23 protein-coding genes and 2 pseudogenes are annotated in these 20,009 nt (G+C 30.4%); all 25 read right to left on the bottom strand.

What is annotated here, in order from left to right; genetic code table 11:
- Positions 1 to 71: 71 nt before the first annotated feature.
- The 25 genes and pseudogenes from LG402_RS15815 to LG402_RS15685 all read right to left on the bottom strand — a co-directional run bounded on the left by LG402_RS15815 (position 72) and on the right by LG402_RS15685 (position 19,885).
- Positions 72 to 515: a hypothetical protein gene (locus LG402_RS15815; protein WP_227335920.1), complete on the bottom strand. Its 444-nt coding sequence runs from the start codon at positions 513 to 515 to the stop codon at positions 72 to 74.
- A gap of 18 nt (positions 516 to 533) precedes the next feature.
- A complete protein-coding gene (locus LG402_RS22300; RefSeq protein WP_319800737.1) occupies positions 534 to 1,385 on the bottom strand; it encodes an RHS repeat-associated core domain-containing protein in 852 nt (283 codons plus the stop codon).
- A gap of 666 nt (positions 1,386 to 2,051) precedes the next feature.
- The gene (locus tag LG402_RS15800) at positions 2,052 to 2,537 is read right to left on the bottom strand and encodes an imm11 family protein (protein WP_227335919.1); all 486 of its coding nucleotides are present in this window, start codon (positions 2,535 to 2,537) and stop codon (positions 2,052 to 2,054) included.
- A gap of 46 nt (positions 2,538 to 2,583) precedes the next feature.
- A complete protein-coding gene (locus tag LG402_RS15795) occupies positions 2,584 to 3,126 on the bottom strand; it encodes an SMI1/KNR4 family protein (RefSeq protein WP_227335918.1) in 543 nt (180 codons plus the stop codon).
- Between the two features lie 46 nt (positions 3,127 to 3,172).
- Complete coding sequence (locus LG402_RS15790; protein ID WP_227335917.1) at positions 3,173 to 3,493, bottom strand: hypothetical protein; 321 nt, start codon at positions 3,491 to 3,493, stop codon at positions 3,173 to 3,175.
- 427 nt (positions 3,494 to 3,920) lie between these two features.
- Positions 3,921 to 4,484, bottom strand: coding sequence for a hypothetical protein (locus tag LG402_RS15785; protein WP_227335916.1), 564 nt, complete (start codon positions 4,482 to 4,484; stop codon positions 3,921 to 3,923).
- A gap of 12 nt (positions 4,485 to 4,496) precedes the next feature.
- Positions 4,497 to 4,886, bottom strand: a complete 390-nt coding sequence (locus LG402_RS15780) for a hypothetical protein (RefSeq protein ID WP_227335915.1) — start codon at positions 4,884 to 4,886, stop codon at positions 4,497 to 4,499.
- A 356-nt stretch (positions 4,887 to 5,242) separates the two neighbouring features.
- Positions 5,243 to 5,659: a hypothetical protein gene (locus LG402_RS15775; protein WP_166540383.1), complete on the bottom strand. Its 417-nt coding sequence runs from the start codon at positions 5,657 to 5,659 to the stop codon at positions 5,243 to 5,245.
- Between the two features lie 850 nt (positions 5,660 to 6,509).
- Positions 6,510 to 6,935, bottom strand: a complete 426-nt coding sequence (locus LG402_RS15770) for a hypothetical protein (RefSeq protein ID WP_227335914.1) — start codon at positions 6,933 to 6,935, stop codon at positions 6,510 to 6,512.
- Between the two features lie 162 nt (positions 6,936 to 7,097).
- Positions 7,098 to 7,556, bottom strand: a complete 459-nt coding sequence (locus tag LG402_RS15765; RefSeq protein ID WP_166540385.1) for a hypothetical protein — start codon at positions 7,554 to 7,556, stop codon at positions 7,098 to 7,100.
- Positions 7,557 to 8,033: 477 nt separating this feature from the next.
- Complete coding sequence (locus LG402_RS15760; protein WP_227335913.1) at positions 8,034 to 8,540, bottom strand: DUF6707 family protein; 507 nt, start codon at positions 8,538 to 8,540, stop codon at positions 8,034 to 8,036.
- Between the two features lie 474 nt (positions 8,541 to 9,014).
- A complete protein-coding gene (locus LG402_RS15755) occupies positions 9,015 to 9,554 on the bottom strand; it encodes a DUF4303 domain-containing protein (RefSeq protein WP_227335912.1) in 540 nt (179 codons plus the stop codon).
- Between the two features lie 15 nt (positions 9,555 to 9,569).
- Positions 9,570 to 9,722: a hypothetical protein gene (locus LG402_RS15750; protein WP_227335911.1), complete on the bottom strand. Its 153-nt coding sequence runs from the start codon at positions 9,720 to 9,722 to the stop codon at positions 9,570 to 9,572.
- 990 nt (positions 9,723 to 10,712) lie between these two features.
- Entirely contained in the window at positions 10,713 to 11,198 is a 486-nt protein-coding gene (locus LG402_RS15745) for an RHS repeat domain-containing protein (protein ID WP_227335910.1), read from the bottom strand.
- 394 nt (positions 11,199 to 11,592) lie between these two features.
- Positions 11,593 to 11,745 (bottom strand): hypothetical protein, encoded by a 153-nt coding sequence (locus LG402_RS15740; protein ID WP_264484593.1) that lies wholly within the window; start codon positions 11,743 to 11,745, stop codon positions 11,593 to 11,595.
- Positions 11,746 to 11,824: 79 nt separating this feature from the next.
- A complete protein-coding gene (locus tag LG402_RS15735) occupies positions 11,825 to 12,316 on the bottom strand; it encodes an Imm26 family immunity protein (protein WP_166540388.1) in 492 nt (163 codons plus the stop codon).
- Complete coding sequence (locus tag LG402_RS15730) at positions 12,313 to 12,537, bottom strand: hypothetical protein (protein WP_227335909.1); 225 nt, start codon at positions 12,535 to 12,537, stop codon at positions 12,313 to 12,315. Before LG402_RS15730 ends, LG402_RS15735 begins: the two co-directional genes overlap by 4 nt.
- Positions 12,538 to 12,539: 2 nt before the next feature.
- Entirely contained in the window at positions 12,540 to 13,019 is a 480-nt protein-coding gene (locus tag LG402_RS15725; RefSeq protein ID WP_227335908.1) for an RHS repeat-associated core domain-containing protein, read from the bottom strand.
- A gap of 54 nt (positions 13,020 to 13,073) precedes the next feature.
- On the bottom strand, positions 13,074 to 13,364 hold the full coding sequence (locus LG402_RS15720; protein WP_227335907.1) for an RHS repeat domain-containing protein: 291 nt from the start codon (positions 13,362 to 13,364) through the stop codon (positions 13,074 to 13,076).
- Positions 13,365 to 13,816: 452 nt separating this feature from the next.
- Complete coding sequence (locus LG402_RS15715; RefSeq protein ID WP_166540390.1) at positions 13,817 to 14,530, bottom strand: hypothetical protein; 714 nt, start codon at positions 14,528 to 14,530, stop codon at positions 13,817 to 13,819.
- Between the two features lie 616 nt (positions 14,531 to 15,146).
- Positions 15,147 to 15,944: a hypothetical protein gene (locus LG402_RS15710; protein ID WP_166540391.1), complete on the bottom strand. Its 798-nt coding sequence runs from the start codon at positions 15,942 to 15,944 to the stop codon at positions 15,147 to 15,149.
- 8 nt (positions 15,945 to 15,952) lie between these two features.
- Positions 15,953 to 16,780 (bottom strand): annotated as a pseudogene (locus tag LG402_RS15705) (RHS repeat domain-containing protein); the annotation flags it as partial.
- Positions 16,781 to 17,003: 223 nt separating this feature from the next.
- A complete protein-coding gene (locus LG402_RS15700) occupies positions 17,004 to 18,089 on the bottom strand; it encodes an ankyrin repeat domain-containing protein (protein WP_227335906.1) in 1,086 nt (361 codons plus the stop codon).
- A 335-nt stretch (positions 18,090 to 18,424) separates the two neighbouring features.
- Positions 18,425 to 18,823, bottom strand: a pseudogene (locus LG402_RS22400) (RHS repeat domain-containing protein); the annotation flags it as partial.
- 408 nt (positions 18,824 to 19,231) lie between these two features.
- Complete coding sequence (locus tag LG402_RS15685; RefSeq protein ID WP_227335904.1) at positions 19,232 to 19,885, bottom strand: hypothetical protein; 654 nt, start codon at positions 19,883 to 19,885, stop codon at positions 19,232 to 19,234.
- Between the last annotated feature and the right edge of the window lie 124 nt (positions 19,886 to 20,009).

The raw sequence follows: 20,009 nt of genomic DNA, 5'->3' as shown, positions 1-20,009 counted from the left end.
GTGGCTAAAAGCTATAAATAGAGCAGCCTTTAATAATGAGTAAGTCATAATTATTAAGATTTCTGGCTTACTTATATTTTTCTCTTCATTAAAACAAGATTTTTTTTGAACTCATTATTTGATAGCTCACTTAATGAAATGAGTATATCTTTTTCATTCATTATGGTTTTATGTGTGTAAGATTCATAATCCTCATTAAATGTAAAAAAGTACCACTCATTTAAATTTCTGTTTATCAATTTCAAAAACTCAATAATGGTATTAATATTTTTAGAAGTTTTTTTTAATTCTAATTTGTATGAATAAAAATCATTTAATTTTAATGTGTTACCAAAAAGATAGTCGATAACAAAACCTTCACACTCATACTGAGTTAATGTAATTAAAGTTTCCCATTTAAATATTTTTGGCTCCTGAGAGAAAGATTGTTCTCCCCAATAAACTAATTCTTCATTTAAATTTAACTCTTTTATATTTAAACTTTTTTTAAGTAAAATAGAAAAATATATTTCCATAAATATCTCTGCTAATAATTAGTCATTTTTTAGTGGGTAATAAGGTACTTGATTCTGTCGCTTCCATCTAAATTTATCTTTATATATAAACTGATGCTGATGTAGATTAAGGTGATGGTGTGGCTTTCCATAATCACCCCAATACACTTCACTAAATGGAACTGATTTACCGTTTGCTGTCGGCCATGTTGATGATGGAAAGGTGGCTGATTGTCTATATAACTGGCCATTTTCGCTACTTATTTTCCCACCTAAAACAGTATGAGCTCTAGCTTCCGCTATAGGATCTGGTAAAGGAATATCTTGTCCATTGACTCTTTGCTTATCTAAAGGTGTTGGTCTGCCATTTGAATCACGAGGAATATAATGTTTATCTACAGGGCTAATATTCTCATTATCAAGCTTCGACGTCCCATTTAACCCAAACGGATCTACCCACCCAGTAGGGCAATGCACATACCCATACGGATTAAAGCCCCCTAATAATCCGATAGGGTCAGGTGAAATATATTGCCCTGTATCCTTATCATAGTAGCGAAAGCGATTGTAATACAAGCCACTTTCTTTATCTTCATATTGACCAGCAAATCGAAAATGGCATTCGGTATATTCAGGATCGTTATCGGCATAATCATCATGCGATTGCCAAAATGCCATTTGTCCCCAGGTATTTAACCGTCCTGCCCAGCTGACAATGCCTTTTTCGCTAAAAAATTCGCGCGGTGTACCTTGATGATCAGTGACGACATAATGCAGTTTTCCACGTTGATAACGGGCTGTTGGAGTGATTTCTCCGGGTTGATAAAGCCACTGAATTTGCGGATCATAAGCCGGTGTGACATCGGCATAAATCGGGGTTTTTTGCACCATTTGATCGCCAGACCACAGGTAATCAATACGCTAAATACGTTTATTTTTAAAGGGTGAATTGGGGGGAGGGGAATAGGGCGATTATCGACCACTTTACTTTTACTGAGGCGTCGCCCAAAGGCGTCGTAAGTGTAACGCCAGCATTCCCCTCCAGGATTAAAACAGGCAACAAGTTGATTAAGCGCATTCCATTGGTAATACCACGTTTTTGCTCGAAAACCGTGTTGATGAACCACTTTTTGCGTTAATCGACCATTAATGTCGTAGTGATAGTCTTGATAACCTTTGGCGTTAATACGGCGAGTGACACGGCCTTTTTGTTGTTTTGCCAGTTGTAAAAACGCACCTTGTGCATCAGATGGAATAAGCTGGTGCTCTGTGATATTTAAGTTGTTATCGTACTGAAACTTCTCGCTTTGGCATTCAAACTGGTTACTGTATTGGGTTTCAACAATTTGGTCGTTGGCGTTATAGCGGTATTGTGTGCGGTTCCAGCGGGCATCGTCGATATTGACCAGATTAAAGGCTTTATCGTATTGATAATTATAAATAGAGTAAAATTAGATGATGTTACAAGGCCGGATAGACCAATAAGTTTTTCCGGCTTGCGTCTAAATGTAGGCTAATATGTTGTTGAAAAATTAACTCCTGTAATGCTTAATTTATTTATTTAAAAAGCTCTTCATTTATAATCAAAACTCTTAAAAATGATTTAGTCAATATTACGATGGGTTCATTATTTAGTATATCTTCGTTTATAACTAGTTTCTCTATTTCATCAAAATAACCACGATCCATCGTATAGATGGATTTTTCTTTATCAATAAAATCTATATCACACAGTACATGAGCAAAATAAAAACTATTCTCATATGTTGTTTTTTTATGGATAAGAGAAACAGGAAAGTATTCTATTTTAGAGTTAGATCTATCAAATATATCTTTTAACTCTTTGGAAACTATTAATATTGGGCCACTCATAAAAAAATCAGTGGGCTTATTTTTAGATATTACTTTTACCATTAATCTAGGAAAGTTATTTCCTAATTTTTCAGGTAAAGATACTTTATGGTCTAAAATCTCTTGTATATTTTCGACTATAGCATCTGTATAGTATTTATCTTCATATGTTTCTTCTATAATATAATACATATTGCACTAGATATTTATTATAATAAGTTGTTTTGTTAGCTTAAAGTTAAAAATCAAGATAACCACCTATAGCTTTTGAGAGGGAATTGTTATTTTCCATTTCAAATTTATCAATAAAATTTTTAAAGTTATGAGCAACTAATGTTAGTCCGGAAGCAATTTGTTCATTATTAAAAGAAGGGAGTATTTCATGATCCCAAAACCATATGGTTCCTTTTATATTTCCTTGAGTGCATATACATATTTGATTTCCACCAGATGAACAACCAATGGGTATTAATTTCATTTTAAGTTCATTCTTATATGTTTCAATCATTTCAAAAATAGTATAGTCTTTATTGATATTATCTAAACCATAAAAATAATCGATAGTATCAAATCCTTTATCATCGGCCCATGGTGAAGATTCAATACCTTTGAAAATTACTATTGCATCAAATTTTACATTACTACCAAAATATAATAAAAAATCATGATAATCCTTAGGTAATATACCTGTTCTTCTCTCAAGATTTTCTAAAAGGATGATTTTTTCACTTACGTCAATGGATATAAAATTTACTCTTAAAAATTTGAGTTTGTTTATCATTTCTTACCTTTATTTAATTTTCTATATCGGATACTGAACTGATGACTTACTGCTGATTTGATGCTAATAAGTATAGAATAATTTCTTTCTCACATTGGTACATTAATTTGAGTACAGGGTTATCATAGTCACTATAAATTTCTAGATATCCTCGAGTCATATTTTTTACGATATTATTTTTTAATTTCCCTGATTCTAAAGATAAAAGTGCTTTTTTATAAAGTATCAAAATAGAATCTAAATTGTCCTCACCTTTAGATTTTTTCAACTCATTTAATGCATTGGTTATTTCATTTATTAAATACATTAATTCTTTTTTATTCATATGGTTATATTTACCTTGATGGAATGTTAGTTGTTTTTTCATCCGATTAGGTTCACAATCTCTAAAATGTATTTTCATCCATACATATTTTTAAATTGGATACATATTCCCCAAAACGTTGGCATGCATCATCTTCTTTTTTAAACGGCTCGACCCAACTTCGTTTCCCTCTTTCTGAATGATAAACAAGCCAATTATCATATTCATAAACAAGGCAAATTTTGTCATCAGGGTAACCCCTTCAAAAGAATAATAAGATAATGAAATATTATTTTATTTTAAGCGTTTTTTAATTCTACTTTATTCACAAACTCTTCTTATTTTAACGATGTTGGTGTTATTTTCATTATATTGAAATTTTTCCAACCTTACGGATATAGATTTAACCTGTCAACTAACCTTATAGGGTTATACTAGGTAAATCGCTCAATATCAAACGATAATATATTATAGCAGTTTGATCTAAAATTTATTCTGAATAAGAAGAAACTATATTTTGCCAAGTGAAGCCATCATATAAATTCACATTATGTAAATCGGCTACAATTAGAATATCATCACGTACATCTATATGGCCTGAGTAAACAACATTTTTTCCATTATGTTCAGGGCGGATCATTTTTTCTCCATCCCAACATTGTAAGTGATAGGTGTCACATGCCCATAATTTATTATCAAACCAACGTAATTGATGAATCAAAACAGTTGAATTGTCACTATGAACTTTCTCCCAGAGGAATTCTCGGCCTCGCCATAGGTTTCCACCTTCACCTGCTATATAGACGTAATCATCAGGGGCACAGAGCACTGCACTTAATTGTTCATTAGATGGAAATCCACAAGAAATCCATTTATCGTTGGTATAATGCCAGACATCTCCTTCACCACCAACTGCATACATGTCAAATTCAGAAAATCCATCTAAATCAGAAAAACCCATATTGGTGTTTATTTTTCCATCAGGCAAGCCATTGTCAAGTAGATGCCATTGACCAATATTTATACGTTTGTATATTTTTCTTCCGAGTCCCACATGATAAGAATATTAATCAATACATTTTATATTAGTAAGACCTGAAAAAATATTAGGTGTGACTTTTTCTAGTGGATAATTGGCTCCACTACCAACGCAAAGAACATCACCATCATGTCCTCTAGAAGCTAATAATCCTTGAGCTTTGGGCTTTAAACTAACACCGACTATAGGACTGTCAAATCCTTCTAAATATGTAGAACCAATAGATGTTTCTGGAGTATCCAAATAAATTGATATTAACTTTGAGGGGATCTCATTATCCCATAATTTAGAGGCCTCATCATAAGGAATATCTTTTCGCAAACAAAGATAAATGATATTTTTATCTCGAATTGCACATCCTGTGATTAGCCAAGTTTTAAATTCTTTATCCCAATAATCTTTTTTTACATATGCCATATCGTTTACCTTATTTGTTCTATACTTGGTTTAATTATTTTTTATCATGTTAATTAAATTGTAGTTTTTAGTCATATATATCTTGCTATAGTATATGAGCGTTATTATCTTCTATTGGATTTTAATTATAATTATTAGGCCTCAATATTGATATATAATACCAATTCCCGTTATGAGCAATTCCTTCCTATCTAAAATATTATTTTGTAGCAGGATTAATATCTGTTTTATTACGGGCTATTTGATATAAGAATCTACTTTATGAGTAAATTTACCTTCTTCCCCCGTAAGAATAGATAATTTCTGTGGCGTTGATGACTTTTTTGAGTAGTGTTAAAGGATAAGATAATAGGATTTTACAATCCTTTAGTAAAATACTCTAAAACATCATCCATGGTTTCTTTATATTTAAAATTATCAACAAAAATAATTTTATCTACAGATTTTATTTTTCCCTTATAGTTAAAATCAGGAACAGCAAGAACAAAATTTATTTTATCAATTTTCATTTTTCGTAATTTTTTTTCAACTTGAGGCCAAAAGTCAGAAATTAGTTCGTTATTACCAATTTCATCTATTTTTTTTCCTGTATAACCTAATTCTTCTATAGATAAGATAATTTGGTGTTCATCATCAAATAAATCACTATTATCATCTATTTTAAAATCTATTTTTAATTTTATATCATTATTGTGAATTATAAAAAGGTCTTTAATTTCTTTCTCAGAAATAGATTCAGCAATCCATACCGCTATAGTTGTATATTCGTTCATTCCTAAAAAATCTCAAGATAAATCATATTGTCCAAAAGGAAAGTGTTTTCCTGACCATTTTTTGTTTGCTATTATGTTAAAAATATAACAGTTACTAAAATTATAGTTTCAATAATTTATTTATCATTAACTAAAATAGTTTTAAATAGCCTAATAATCCAGTGCATTACCTTGTTTTGCTGGATCGTTCCCCACAAGCATCATAATTGGCATTTCAGTATAATATGGCATTCATACGAATAATAAGATTAATATGTTAGTTAATTATATCTACCATACCATCATATTTTAGATAAGTAATACCCAAGATTTAATCCTTTAAAATCCTCACTTCTTATATAGAAACTACGGTTTATTATTTTACTAATAATTTTAAGAAATAGCTTTTTATTTTTACCGCAATATTTTTTTAAATCTAACACTTCAGCAGGGCACTTCCTTATGACATAATAAATATAATTCATAAATATGATGTTGGATATAAAAAGATTACACTCTGATTGATTTTCATTAACACAATCTATTAATACGGAAAATATCTTTTTTTTATCATTATGATACTGATTGACAAATAAGTTAGGGTGGGAATAATCTATGTATACATCATCATACGGAAGTTTATATTCACATTTGGTATCAAGTAAAAAATCTATCGTTGCCAATTGAAACTGTTTTATAGTGTCTAGTTTTTCTTTATTACTATCATCAGAAAACTTAGATGCTACTATATGTACTGTCTTTATTAATTCTTTAACATCAGTAAATTTATCACGTTCAATATTGAATAATAAAGTCTCACCTCTAACTATAAAATACTTTGAAAATCTATCCCCAATTCCTAGCTCATAGGTTAAATAATTAAAAAATCAGACTTGCTCTCATCTTCATTTAATACACCAGTAGCACTTAAATTAGATTTAAGTTGATTCACAAAATAAGTTATAAATATGTTTTTATTTTCATAGCAAGCGTTAGTATCTATTAAAAAAACAGAAGGAATAATTCTTAAAAAGGAGAAGAAGATATCATGATTATTATATCCTCCTTGATAAATTTCTTTTCTTGCCTTTTCAAAATTAAACAAATCGCACCACCATGAAAGATATAACGAATCACCATCACCTCTCAACGATAATAATTTTTCATAATCATCATCCCAATTAGAATAAATAAAATTACATTCACCTATTGGCGATGTCCTTGGATTAAAGAGCATCTTTAGCTTATAGTTATATATCTCACTTACTGTAACTGATAATTTATTTTTATTTATCATTTTATTCTTCCTTCTGTTTTAATCCATCTTTTTTGATACGATTCTTAATTTTTGACATGAGGCTTGTATGAAAACCAATCATGTTTTTATTATAAGTTAAAGTTAAAGTTAAAGTTAAAGTTAAAGTTAAAGTTAAAGTTAAAGTTAAAGTTAATATTAGTATTAGTCTTCTAATCCTAGTAATTTATATTTTTCTGTCATATCTACATCTTTAGCATTAATCCAATTAATTTTTTTTGATAGTTCTAACGGTTTTTTAGAAAAATCTTTTATTGCTAAGAATACTTTTTCTGGAGAGATACAAGATCCTGTAAAAATAAGATCAAGTTGACCATCCAAATCAATTAACTGATTCATCTTGTTTTTATCTCCTAAAGAATAAAAACCTGAACCCCTATGACTATAAAGCAATGAAAAGCTTCCTTGCGCAACATTATGAGAATAAAATAAAGTGGAAATAATCTTTCCATTCTCAGAAAAGTAACGACTAGCCAGAGTTGTGTGAGACTTAGTCCAAATATGTTTGTTTTCTGGGTAGGATAGAAAAAAAAGACTATATTTTTCCAGGTGAAAAATTTTAGAAATTTTCCCATCTGGATAGCTAAACTCAAAGTAATTCACATTGAGTATCCTTTTAGTTCAAAATACAAGCAGATTTAAAATATTTTTATTAGCTCGTTATACTTATTAAGTATTAAAGTTTTTAATATCAATTCCAATCTATGATAGTTCTTCAGGTATAAAGTGTCTATTTTCTAGTCTTAAACAAGGTAGAGGCAATAGTTTTTTATACGTATAATAATTATAATGTTGAAATTATATCTTTTTTAATTTTGTTCAATGACTCTTTGTTTTTGAAGTCAGAAATATCATAAATACTAGTGTCCATAGTGTTTTCTAATTCATAATTTATATATGACTCTATATAATTATCCTATCTTCAGATATATTAATTTCAAACTCATTTAGCGTTTCTGATGGATTTTTATTTTTTAATAAATATATTAAAAATTCCCCTTTTAAAACTGACATAATTATGGAATATATTTCTAAGCTCATCAAGTTAGCTTTTATTTGCAGGGGTTCAATTATTTAAATTTATAACATATTTAATCTTATAGAGGAGATTATTAAATCTACTTTAGATCTTTCATTAAGTGAGAAAAAACGTATTTTTAATAGCCTCATTAGATTTTCAATTGAAATATCTTTAATTTTATTTGAGATGTCTTCAAATGAGCTTAATTTTATTCTTTCTATTACATTTTTTCTAACAGAAACTTCTAGTTCACTTCCACTGTTAATGGCGTGATTTATTTTTTCAATGTAGATGCTATTAATATTACCTTTCATTTCGTTATCATATATTTTTAATAGCAGAGCATATTCAATCCAAGTCCAATAGTTGTAGTTATTTTCAAAATCAACTTCACATAATAAATTTAACAAATTTTTGTATTTCTCATTGTCTTTGAAATATAGATTATAAGCCATTTTTACAATATTTTCTAAATAACTTTTCTTTGTTTTTCTTTCATTCTGTGATAATAAGTTTATGTAATTATCATCTTCATTTAGTTTCTTTATTAAGCTATTTAAATTCATATTACTCTCTCTTTATTCAACAACAATTTTTATCATTTTCCATCAGAATGAGAGGATAATCAATGAAATATAGTTGAATTGAGCCTCTATTAATCATTAATACTAATATACTTTACACTAGCTTCCTTTTCCTCCTTATTTATACATAGCCATAGTAAACTCATCTCTATCAAATTCTGTTTTAGTTGGATAATTTTGAAGGGATTAACGCCTTCCTTTTAGCTATACCAGTCAAATTAATTGCAAATTATGACATCAGATGCATGGCCAAAAGCTTCTTTATATTGCTAGGCAAAACGAAAATAACATTTGTTTTATTTTGGGACTAAAAATGTTGGCCCATTTTCAATGTGTAAATAATAAAATTGTATAGAATCAATAATATTAATTCTTAGTAATGTATCACAATATTTGCATGAGGAGGTATTAAATCACCAACCTTTAATTTTTGGTTTAAATGTTAATGTTTAATTGTCATAACTCTTCATTAATCCATTTTAAAATTTCTTTTTGGATAGCTTGTATATTTAAATCTTTATTCCAATTCAATAACTCTTCTTCACCATAGCCATCACTTAACATAAATAAGTATATAGTTGATTCTGGCTTTTGAAATAGGTTGTTTTTAATACAAAACTTCATTGCGTTTATACATACTTTAGCAATATTATTTTTATCGTTATCCTCTTCGTGCTCATCACTTAAAGAAAATTTCATCATCATTGATGACACGGAAGAAAAAGCAACATTATTATATAAATATTCATCATCATCTTTAGATATTGTTTCACTAAACCATTCGGCTGGGCTGTATTTGTTGGTTAGAGGATACGTATCATCTTTTTTTTCTTCAAAATATGTATTTGTATTAAATAATAAAGAAATAGATATAAAACTTTCATCTGTATATAAACAAAATGAGTTGATATTATCCCAATAACTTTGTTTTTTTATATGATTTATAGTATTTGTAATACTAAAAACTATATCAGTTTCTAATTTTTTAAAGTCCATAAAAATCCTCTCACACTATAATATTTTTTCCTTTACGAATAGCTCACCTAGTTCAGCTAAGGTCTCTTTTATTGATATACCTGTTTTTAATACGCTATTTTCTTGTTTTCTAAACTCCCTATATTGTGCATACCTTTTTGGAAAAATAGTCAACTCAAGCGGATCCATCCAATCTACCAGATAATGCACATATCCATATGAATTAAAATCCCAATGTCCTAATAGGATTGAAAAGAACTTATTGGCTGTTTTTTTATAAATCTGATGTAATTAACTATAATTTAAGGTGGCTAAAATTAAGAATGTTAACAGGATAGATTATTCTTAACATAGATGCTTTATATCTAGTCTTTCCTTTGAACCTGTTAGGATATTCCTCTTCAAATAATGAAGTTTTTTCATAAGGATATATGCTTGATAAGTTAGTACCTGTAGCATAATAAAATGCTGTGCTAACTTTCTCACAATAATAGGAAATTACATATGAAAAATTTATCTTAGTGCTGAACGAATTAATATATTTAGCAATGAGATTGGATTCATTGTATACAGATGGGTATTGTATATCAATATAAGAAAAACCTAGGAATTGTTCTGTTGTATAACCAAAAGATGCGCACCACGGTTTTATGTCTTTTTTCTCTGAATATATTAGAAATGGAGTTATATTATTCTATTTGTTCTTTTAAATCTGAAAGAGTTGTCACAACTATATCATGCCCATCTTTATATATGCTAGATTTTATTTCTTTATAATATCCTACTGATGTTATTTTTATATTAAATGTTTTGAAAAAATTAAGCTAAATTAAAAGCATTTTTTGAGTCTAATTTTCAGTATTGTATAAAGCTATCCTTGAGTACGTTTTTTATCCTGATAATTATATTTTTATATATCAAAAATTAATTATCTAATATTTTTATGCTTAAGAAAAAATTTCTTTTGGTGTTTAGTTGGTAACTTACTTATTACCTCATGATTTAGTGATGTAAGCAATGGTAGTTTTGTTCCCATGTGTGTTTTGAAAGTTAATTCTATTGCATGAATTGTATATTTATAGCCATAACATCGGGTCGCCTTATCGAGATCCCTTTACCACATATTTTTGTGCCATTTACTTATCTAATAGGGAAGGGAGTCAATCCAAACAGATCGACCTATCCCGTTAAACAATGCTCATACCTATATAGATTAAAGCTATCTAATAACCCGATAGGGTCAGGTGAAATATATTGCCCGGTATCCTTATCATAGTAGCGAAAGCGATTATAATACAAGCCACTTTCTTTATCTTCATATTGTCCGGCAAACCGAAAATGACATTCAGTGTATTCAGGATTGTTATCGGCATAATTATCATGAGATTGCCAAAACGCCATTTGTCCCCACGTATTTAACCGTCCTGCCCAGCTAACAATCCCTTTTTCGCTAAAGATTTCGTGTGGCGTGCCTTGATGGTCAGTGACGACATAATGCAGTTTTCCAGGTTGATAACGTGGCATTGGAATAAATTTCGCAGTGGAGATATTAAGCGGTTGTTCGATACTGACGCTGTACAGCGAAGATATCTGCGTGATTAAGTATAAAACCAACAACAGAAAGAGCAACTCAGTGCCATGATGTTCAAGTTGATGGTTGATCATCTTAATTATAATGAATGATTAATATGGCTTAGAATATTTTCAATTAACTTTTCATCACTTTCATCTAATATGCTGTTATTTATGTTTTTTAGAATAAATCGAAGTTTCATTAAAATTTCAGTTGCAGTCGAACTATATTCAATAGCATCAATAATGGTCTCATGATACTGATGTAATCCTTGTATTTCTAAAATAGTAGCTAACTTCCTAGATTCTGTATAAATGTCAAATTTCATATTTTAAAAGTAGTCGAGCATGACTCCACGATTCAGAATTACCTTTTTCCATAAATATTTGATCAGCATAGGAGCTACTAAGGGCTCCGTTCCGCGACTGCACGTTGATACGTTAATAATCTAATGGAACATGTTGATTGATTTGTAGCGAGGTCAGTTCATGGAGTTTGACCAAAGGCATAATTAAGTTCACGTTCACCAAAGTAGGTTTGGGCGAGAATATCGTGCTCTTCATCCCATTGGTGCTTAATCTCTTGTCCGTTTATTCGTTCATAACATAAATGCCCTTGGTCGTTATACTCAAATTCCACCACCGAATTAGGATTAGTGACACGAATAAGTTGTAAGTGTTTATTGTATTTATATTTTATTATCTTTATAGTTACTTAATTATTCTGTATTGAGCTTTTCTAGTATTTTTTTTATATGGTAACTAGAATAAGGCGTTAGAATAGGAATGTTCATTGATTCTTTTTCAGTTATTGAATATTCATTCCCCCATATATCTATTTTCTTACGAGAGTTTTCAGCTCCATACAAAAAATATACATCATTCATATTTGTGGGTTTGTAGTTTTCTTGGTGACCAATAATTTGCCAATCTGAATCTGATTCATATTTTTTGTCAAATAAAAGATAGCTATCAATTATAAAAGGAGGAGTTAAGCTCTTTGCTGATTTTATTTTATTTTCATCAATAGATGGAGATTTAGAAATAAAGTTAAGTATTTCAGCTACGTGGCCTACTATAGATTTCGATATAATTCTACCAAAATAGTACTTTTCTTTATCAAATGTAAAGCAAAATACATCACCGTTTTTTATAAATCTAATCATAGTTCGAGGTTTCTTATTCCACTTCCTAATTATAATATTATTCATTTGAAGTTTTTTCCTAATTGTATTATTTTACTTTTATAAGCCTCTTTAAAGACTTTTGCTCGATCATCTTCTCTATTATGATCAAATGAATTGTATTTATTTCCTCTATTGATTAAAGATATATTTTCTCCAATTATTCCTATTTTTGTTTTATAATGTTCTATGTAAAATTGCTCATATCCACGAGATTGCCCATAATTAATATTATTTTCAATAGGCATCATTATTCCTCTAGTTGATAGTCTCCCTGTATCTCTGTGTTCAACTGTTCTTCTTTCAAGGTTTTATAATAAGGCTTAGTGGCACCAGGGCCATATAAGGCATAAACATAGAATCCAGAATCATTGATACTAGAAGACAACCCAAACGGATCTATCCACCCAACTGGACAATGCACATACCCATACGGATTAAAGCCACCTAATAATCCGATGGGGTCAGGTGAAATATATTGCCCTGTATCCTTATCATAGTAGCGAAAGCGATTGTAATACAAGCCACTTTCTTTATCTTTATCTTCATATTGACCCGCAAAACGAAAATGGCATTCGGTATATTCAGGGTCATTATCGGCATAATCATCATGTGATTGCCAAAAGGCCATTTGTCCCCAGGTATTTAATCGACCTGCCCAGCTAACAATGCCTTTTTCGCTAAAGATTTCGCGTGGCGTACCTTGATGGTCAATGACGATATAATGCAATTTTCCGCATTGATAACGGGCTGTGGGAGTGATTTCATTGGGCTGGTAGAGCCACTAAATTTGCGGATCATAAGCCGGTGTGCCATCGACATAAATCGGAGTTTCCTGCACCATCTGGTCACCAGACCAAAGGTAATCGACATGTTGAATTTGTTTATCTTTAAAGGGCGAATTGGGTGGTGTAGGGCGATTATCGAACACCTTACTTTTACTGAGGCGTCGCCCAAAAGCATCGTAAGTGTAACGCCAGCATTCCCCTTCAGGATTAAAACAGGCAATGAATTGATTAAGCGAACTCCATTGGTAATACCATGTTTTTGCTCGAAAATCGTGTTGATGAACCACTTTTGGGGTCGAGTGGGTGAGTCATATTCAAAACGAATTTCCGTCCCATCAGGGTGTATTGTGGCGAGCAATAAATAAAAAGGACCGTAACGATAGTGCGTAGTTTTGCCTTCGCCATGCTGTAGTGAATTAGTCGTTGTAATCCGCTAAGGGGGAATAGTAGAAAATCATGATGTGATCGTCTATGTATTAAATATCGCGATCATGTAAGAAAAAGAGAAAACAGGAGGGCATTAAAAAATTATGACTTGAAATAAAGCCCCCGAAAAACGAGGTGTACTGCACCGTGGGCTATACCCCTAAGGGTAAAAAAACCGACCTCTTCCAGCAAGACCAGCTCAGTGAAATTAAGCTTCGAAATGCGGGAACTGATTGGAGATTATAATGTGGGATAAAAGCAGAATAATAAATTGTCCGGCAAGGTTAATTAGACGGACAATTATATCTATTTTTTATCTAGTGATTTCATCCACAACAATATCATAAAAAGTGAATTTAGCATTTTTTATGAACATAAGAATTTCAGAAAATCTAGCATCTTTACTTTGTTCGCGGAGACAATCTTTTTCCAATTCATTGAGCATTAACAAGTATTTTTCATCTTGATCATCCATTGCATCATAGACTTCGTCAGTACATAAATCAAGCATCCTTATTAAACACTCATTGAAAAATAGACAACTATTTGAATTAGAAAAACCAACTATATTTTCAATTGCATTAATTAATAAAAAACCAATATAATTACGAGAAGAATTTAATAGAAAATAAAAATTATCAGATATTTTTACTTTATAACAAACAGATAAAAAATCAGATGATACGATTAATTGATTTTTTTTTATCGAAAAAAAAGACTTTTCTTGCATTACAATATTATCAATAAAATGATCAATACAATCAATCAATTCTATTTTTTTTAATTTTTCAATATCAAAAAATTTAAATTTTGGTTCGTTGTTAAAAAATAATGATGGAATACTGAGCAATAAAAATGATAATTTATTATCAATTTTATTAAGCAAAAACCAATCCAATGAATCTAATTCACTGAAATTACTACTACCATATAATGAATCAGTATCCTCCTCCAAATCATATATAGTAGTATATTGGTTTGTCATAAAGACATTGAACCCAGATAAATCCCAACGAATATCATCCATTGAATTATCCTCCTAGGCTTACAGGATGTGCCACAGGTAAAAAAACACCATCAGGTTTAGAAATCTTTCCATTAATAATCATATTACTTGTAATTGGTAAGCTCGGATCATTCGGTGAACCTCCATGAATAGCAGTACCACTGTAGCCTTTCGGACTCAATGGGCCATAAGTAGTTATAGCTTGACCTTTATATGCACCTGTTTTATTACCAGCAAAAATAGTATTATTATTTCCACTACTAGAGACATAAACTCCATCGGGCTTCTTAACGATATTTTGAACTCATTCTTCAGACAATCTACCGCGATAACCTTTAGGAAATACTTTTTTTGGGGCGATCTTAGGTGCTTTTTCCTAATTTTCCCTTTTTTGGAGCTTTGATGCCAATTTTGCATAAGGACATTTTGCCAACCCAAACAGATCAATAAATCCTACCAGACAATGCATATACCCATACGGATTAAAGCCTGCTAATAATAATATATTGATTAGGTTTTTTATAGTGTTTATAGGAATAACCATAATTTATGATAGTTAATTTATATTCTTTTAAAATTAAAATAACATACTTTTAAATAGTTATAGTTATAGTTATAGTTATAGTTATAGTTATAGTTATGGTAATTTTCGTTTTTTCTTTTCTAAATGCAGTGGTGACCATGATATTAAAACTCCAGTTTCACCAAGAGTTTTATTAATTCTGTCAATTTGATTACTATCAACTAACCATAACCACATATTATTCTTCATTTTTATTATAGAACCATTTTTTTTATTATTGAAAATCCATTCTTTTAAAGTTATATTATTAATAATAATATAAAGGTGATTTGAGTTAATAATATTAGCTGGATAGGCCATTCTTAACATAGAGGCTTTGTATCTAGCTTTTCCTTTAAATCTACCAGGACATTCCTCTTCAAATAATGACGTTTTTTCATAAAGATATATGCTTGATAAATTAGTATCTGTTGCATAGTAAAATGCTGTAGTAACCTTTTCACAAGAATAATTAATTCCATATGAAAAAGTTATATTAGGGTCGAATGAGTTAATATATTTAGTAATGAGTTTGGATTCATTGCATATAGATGGGTATTGGATATCAATATAAGAAAACCCTAGAAGTTGCTCTGTTGTATAACCAAAAGAAGCATGCCATGGTTTTATATCGTTTTTTTCTGAATATATTCTAAATGAAATAGTATTGTTTTCTTCTATTTTTTTCTTTAAATCTGAAAGTGAACCCATAACTATATCATGCTCACCTTTATATGCACCATATTCTATCTTTTTGTAATATCCTGCTGATGTTATTATTAGATTGAAAATTTTAAAAAAGGTTTCAGCTAAATCAAGAGCATTTTTTGAATTCAATTTTTCAGTATTGTATAAAGCGATTCCTGAGTACATTTTTTCTCCTAATTATTATTTCTTAATATATCCAGAATTAATTTATCTAATATCTCTTTTATATCTTTATGCTTATATTCATGCTCAAGAATAAGGATTTCCCCTTGTTTTTTATTTGGTAACTTACTTATTACCTCATGATTTCGTGATGTAAGCAATGGTAACTTTGTTCCTATGTCTGTTTTGAAAGCTAATTCTATGGCATGAATTTTATCGTGTATATCAATAGCCATAACATCGGGGCGTCTTGCAGATATTCTTTTTCCTAAAGCAAAAGAATATGATCTATTTAAATAAATAGCTTTAAATTGACCACTCATTGCTAATTTGTTAGCTATTACTTCTCTAATTGGACAACCCGCCAACCCAAACGGACCTATCCAACCAGTTAGACAATACACATACCCATACGGATTAAAGCCACCTAATAATCCGATGGGGTCAGGTGAAATATATTGCCCGGTGTCCTTATCATAGTAGCGAAAGCGATTGTAATACAAGCCACTTTCTTTATCTTCATATTGACCTGCAAAACGAAAATGGCATTCGGTATATTCAGGGTCATTATCGGCATAATCATCGTGAGATTGCCAAAATGCCATTTGTCCCCAGGTATTTAACCGTCCTGCCCAGCTAACAATCCCTTTTTCGCTAAAGATTTCGCGCGGTGTACCTTGATGGTCGGTGATGACATAATGCAGTTTTCCACGTTAATAACGGGCTGTTGGAGTAATTTCGCCGGGTTGATAAAGCCACTGAATTTGCGGATCATAAGCCGGTGTGCCGTCGGCATAAATCGGAGTTTCCTGCACCATTTGGTCGTCAGACCATAGGTAATCAACACGCTGAACACGTTTATCTTTAAAGGGAGGATCTAAAAATGAAGAAAGAGGATATTAGTGTATTTATTTTTATTTAGTTATTGAATTATGAATATTGCAGATAGAATATTAACACTCACTTTTTTATTATAATACTTTTTGGTTTTTATTGTATATCTTGATTAATTATTATAAAGGCATTGTTAATACAATGCCTATTTTATAAATAAAAAATAAATTATTTATCTGAGAGCCAATCATTTTTAAATGAAATACTTTTCCATGATGCTGTTCTTTTTCTCTTTAGCCATTTTTCTAATTTGTCCCCATCTGGTTTTCCTGTTTTAGTATATTTCATTGGGATTAATAGTAATAAATTAACCTCTTCATCTTCAGGAATAGATATTTCTTTTTCTTGATGATCGAAGGAATAATCAACGGTAACGAGTGCATCGATTTCATCAGGCCAATGAAGGTGTTTCCATTGCTCGTCATTTTTATCTAAAATGAAACCTTCTTTAATGATTTCACTTTTTTTATAATATTCAGAGAGTGAGAAAAGTAACTTCATTGGGAAATTATCTTTGTAATTACTTTGGAGTATTGCCCGATTAATTGGCCAATTATAAGGCAAGCAGATTAAAAATTCAGTGTGAGGTAATCTTTTAAAATTGCCGAAGGTAAAAAATAATTTATGGTAATTACCATTTCTTACCCATGATGTCATTAACCTAATATTATCAGAAGAATATTCATCAGTTAGAATAGGGCCAACATTTTTATAAATATGGGAGAGAATACCATCGCCTTCAATGACGCCAGCTTGCATTTCTTCGAATGCTTTTCGTCCTCCTATCGATTGTAAATATTGAGCAACATCGGTATGCCCATAGGATATAGCGAGATCTAAAGCAGTACGATTAAAATTCATCTGTAAGCGGTTAATCTCTGCGCCTGATTTGATAAGTAATTTGACAATGTCTAAATGACCACCACATGATGCCTCAATTAATGGTGTAGTGATCCCTCGAGGATCTCCATCAATCCATGCTTTATTATTAAGCAAAAGAGTTAATATATTTATATATCCTTCAAATGCGACCTCAACAAGAGGTGTTAGATAGCTACTATCTATCACATTAGTATTGAAACCTTTATTTATTATGAAGTCACATAATAAATATTTACCTTCTTCTGAAAATCTATGTAATAGTGATTTATCAAATTTAATCTCAGATAAGTTTAAATCTTTTAGATATTCTGATAGTTTTTCTACATTCTCGTCTTTTATTATTTTATATATATCTATGTTATTTTCTTTCATAAAACTTACCTTTTATCATTTCTTTCCCTAAATCATTTAAAGCTTCCTCTACAGCATTTTTTCCTTGAGGTGCCGCAGTTATTATTTTTTCGTGAACATGTTGTGCCGCTTTTATTGTATGAGCACCACCACCATTTCTAGCCCAAGTGAAATTTCTTAAATCTGTATTTAGATCAATGCCATAGTATTTAAGAACATCTTGTGCTTGGAGTATATAATCTCGATTTTTTTAGACCAATTTGAAGGTGCATTCTCTCTAACTTATGGTGTCTATGTGGGTTTTTCATTCCGTCAGGTGCGGACCCTAGTTTTTCTAGATCTTCTTTAGATAAACGGCATTTTTCCCAACCCCAAGGATCAACCCACACTAATCCATTGGGTGCATATTGATACAGATTTAACCCACCAGCTAACCCAATAGGGTCATGCTGGGTAAATCGACCAATATCAGGATCATAATAGCGAAAGATATTATAGTGTAAACCTGAATACTCGTATCATCCTGATACTCGCCCTACGGGCCAGCGTAAATGCTGTTCAAATTTGTTCCCGACAAATTTGTCTCTATCGAGATATTGCCCCTGAAAACGTAAGTTTTGATCACGATTTTGGGGATAATAATGAAACTCCCCTAATTCAATTTCTGTTTTACCCCAAGAGGTGAAGCGAGCTTGCCATTGAATATCACCGTTACCATCAACTAACGCATCAGGTAAACCATTAGGCTGACAATGAAAATAAAAAACAGTTTGTTTATTTTTTAAGGCATTAACGCGCGCTAAGGGAGAGTAACTGCCCACATCTTCATAGATATAGAGCATGTCAATGCCGTGTCGATATTCGCTTAATAATCGCAAGCCTTCCCATAAAAAGGTAGTCGTACCACAAGTGTGTGCTTTTAAAGGCAAACGTTGTTGTGCTTGTGGTAGTTGCAGAGAGAATGATGAAGTACGGTGTTTCAAACAGTATTTTGTATAATAGGAATAATGCTAATATTTATTTTTTGTAAATTTTAATGTGAAATATAGATATATTTAAGCTGTTTAGATAAGAGATATCATCTATTTTATTTTTTATAAATAAATATCATGTTCCCGATTTAAATCAGCTAGTTATAAAAATAACCAGCTGATTATTAAAGCTTATAAATATTGTATGAAGAAAAAACCAGCATTAGATGTCTTATTTGTGTTCTTTATTTTATAATCTAAGAAAATATATCCCATACCATCGTTAAATATATTTTCATATGCTTTATTGAAATTTTTTAGATCCGTTTCATTTATTTGTGTTATAAAGTGATATCTGGAATTTATATTTATTTGATCTTGTAACCAAGCTGGTCTTCCAAATTGTTTGGAAATTTCAATACCATTTATTTCATCTTCTATTTCTTCTTTGAGTTCATCGCTTGATAAGCTTTTCAAATTAATAAATCCTTTAGGTAAAGCAAATTCATTAGGGATAATCAATTCATTAGTTCCCTTCCGATGAATTAATACTTTAGCACTTAATTTTTTTATATCAATATTATCAATATTTAGATTTAAAGAAATATCTCTAAAGTAATTTATGGAAAATATATTTTTTTTAGGTAAAGGTAAAAATACAGTTATCATCATATGATCTGGAAAAGCATTTGTTGGAAAAAATTTTTTTTCCAAGCTAATAAAAGGAAACATTGGTCGTTTATTATTATCCATAGGCCAATCTGCTATATTTTCTAGGTATGCTCCACCACCAATATAGCCTATTTTATGATCTACACTGTCTATAGTAATTTTATTAAATCCCATTAGATATACCTTATTTAATAACAACCTTTAGATTTTGCAAAGGATTTTGCATATCTTCTTGCTGTTCTCAATTGTTGTTGTGAAATTATATTGGTATCAATAAGTGATAGTTGTATAGCTTTAG

Origin of the sequence: Proteus sp. NMG38-2 (assembly GCF_020640995.1) — a bacterium.
In the GTDB taxonomy this organism is placed as follows: Bacteria; Pseudomonadota; Gammaproteobacteria; order Enterobacterales; family Enterobacteriaceae; genus Proteus.
The sequence above is the reverse complement of the archived record's forward strand: the minus strand, read 5'-3'. Positions and strand labels throughout refer to the sequence as shown.

Coding starts and splice junctions, on each gene's coding strand:
- LG402_RS15815 (WP_227335920.1), bottom strand. CDS start 515: ATGGAAATATATTTTTCTATTTTACTTAAAAAAAGTTTAAATATAAAA.
- LG402_RS22300 (WP_319800737.1), bottom strand. CDS start 1,385: ATGGTGCAAAAAACCCCGATTTATGCCGATGTCACACCGGCTTATGAT.
- LG402_RS15800 (WP_227335919.1), bottom strand. CDS start 2,537: ATGTATTATATTATAGAAGAAACATATGAAGATAAATACTATACAGAT.
- LG402_RS15795 (WP_227335918.1), bottom strand. CDS start 3,126: ATGATAAACAAACTCAAATTTTTAAGAGTAAATTTTATATCCATTGAC.
- LG402_RS15790 (WP_227335917.1), bottom strand. CDS start 3,493: ATGAAAAAACAACTAACATTCCATCAAGGTAAATATAACCATATGAAT.
- LG402_RS15780 (WP_227335915.1), bottom strand. CDS start 4,886: ATGGCATATGTAAAAAAAGATTATTGGGATAAAGAATTTAAAACTTGG.
- LG402_RS15775 (WP_166540383.1), bottom strand. CDS start 5,659: ATGAACGAATATACAACTATAGCGGTATGGATTGCTGAATCTATTTCT.
- LG402_RS15770 (WP_227335914.1), bottom strand. CDS start 6,935: ATGATAAATAAAAATAAATTATCAGTTACAGTAAGTGAGATATATAAC.
- LG402_RS15760 (WP_227335913.1), bottom strand. CDS start 8,540: ATGAATTTAAATAGCTTAATAAAGAAACTAAATGAAGATGATAATTAC.
- LG402_RS15755 (WP_227335912.1), bottom strand. CDS start 9,554: ATGGACTTTAAAAAATTAGAAACTGATATAGTTTTTAGTATTACAAAT.
- LG402_RS15750 (WP_227335911.1), bottom strand. CDS start 9,722: ATGGATCCGCTTGAGTTGACTATTTTTCCAAAAAGGTATGCACAATAT.
- LG402_RS15745 (WP_227335910.1), bottom strand. CDS start 11,198: ATGATCAACCATCAACTTGAACATCATGGCACTGAGTTGCTCTTTCTG.
- LG402_RS15735 (WP_166540388.1), bottom strand. CDS start 12,316: ATGAATAATATTATAATTAGGAAGTGGAATAAGAAACCTCGAACTATG.
- LG402_RS15730 (WP_227335909.1), bottom strand. CDS start 12,537: ATGCCTATTGAAAATAATATTAATTATGGGCAATCTCGTGGATATGAG.
- LG402_RS15715 (WP_166540390.1), bottom strand. CDS start 14,530: ATGGATGATATTCGTTGGGATTTATCTGGGTTCAATGTCTTTATGACA.
- LG402_RS15710 (WP_166540391.1), bottom strand. CDS start 15,944: ATGTACTCAGGAATCGCTTTATACAATACTGAAAAATTGAATTCAAAA.
- LG402_RS15700 (WP_227335906.1), bottom strand. CDS start 18,089: ATGAAAGAAAATAACATAGATATATATAAAATAATAAAAGACGAGAAT.
- LG402_RS15685 (WP_227335904.1), bottom strand. CDS start 19,885: ATGGGATTTAATAAAATTACTATAGACAGTGTAGATCATAAAATAGGC.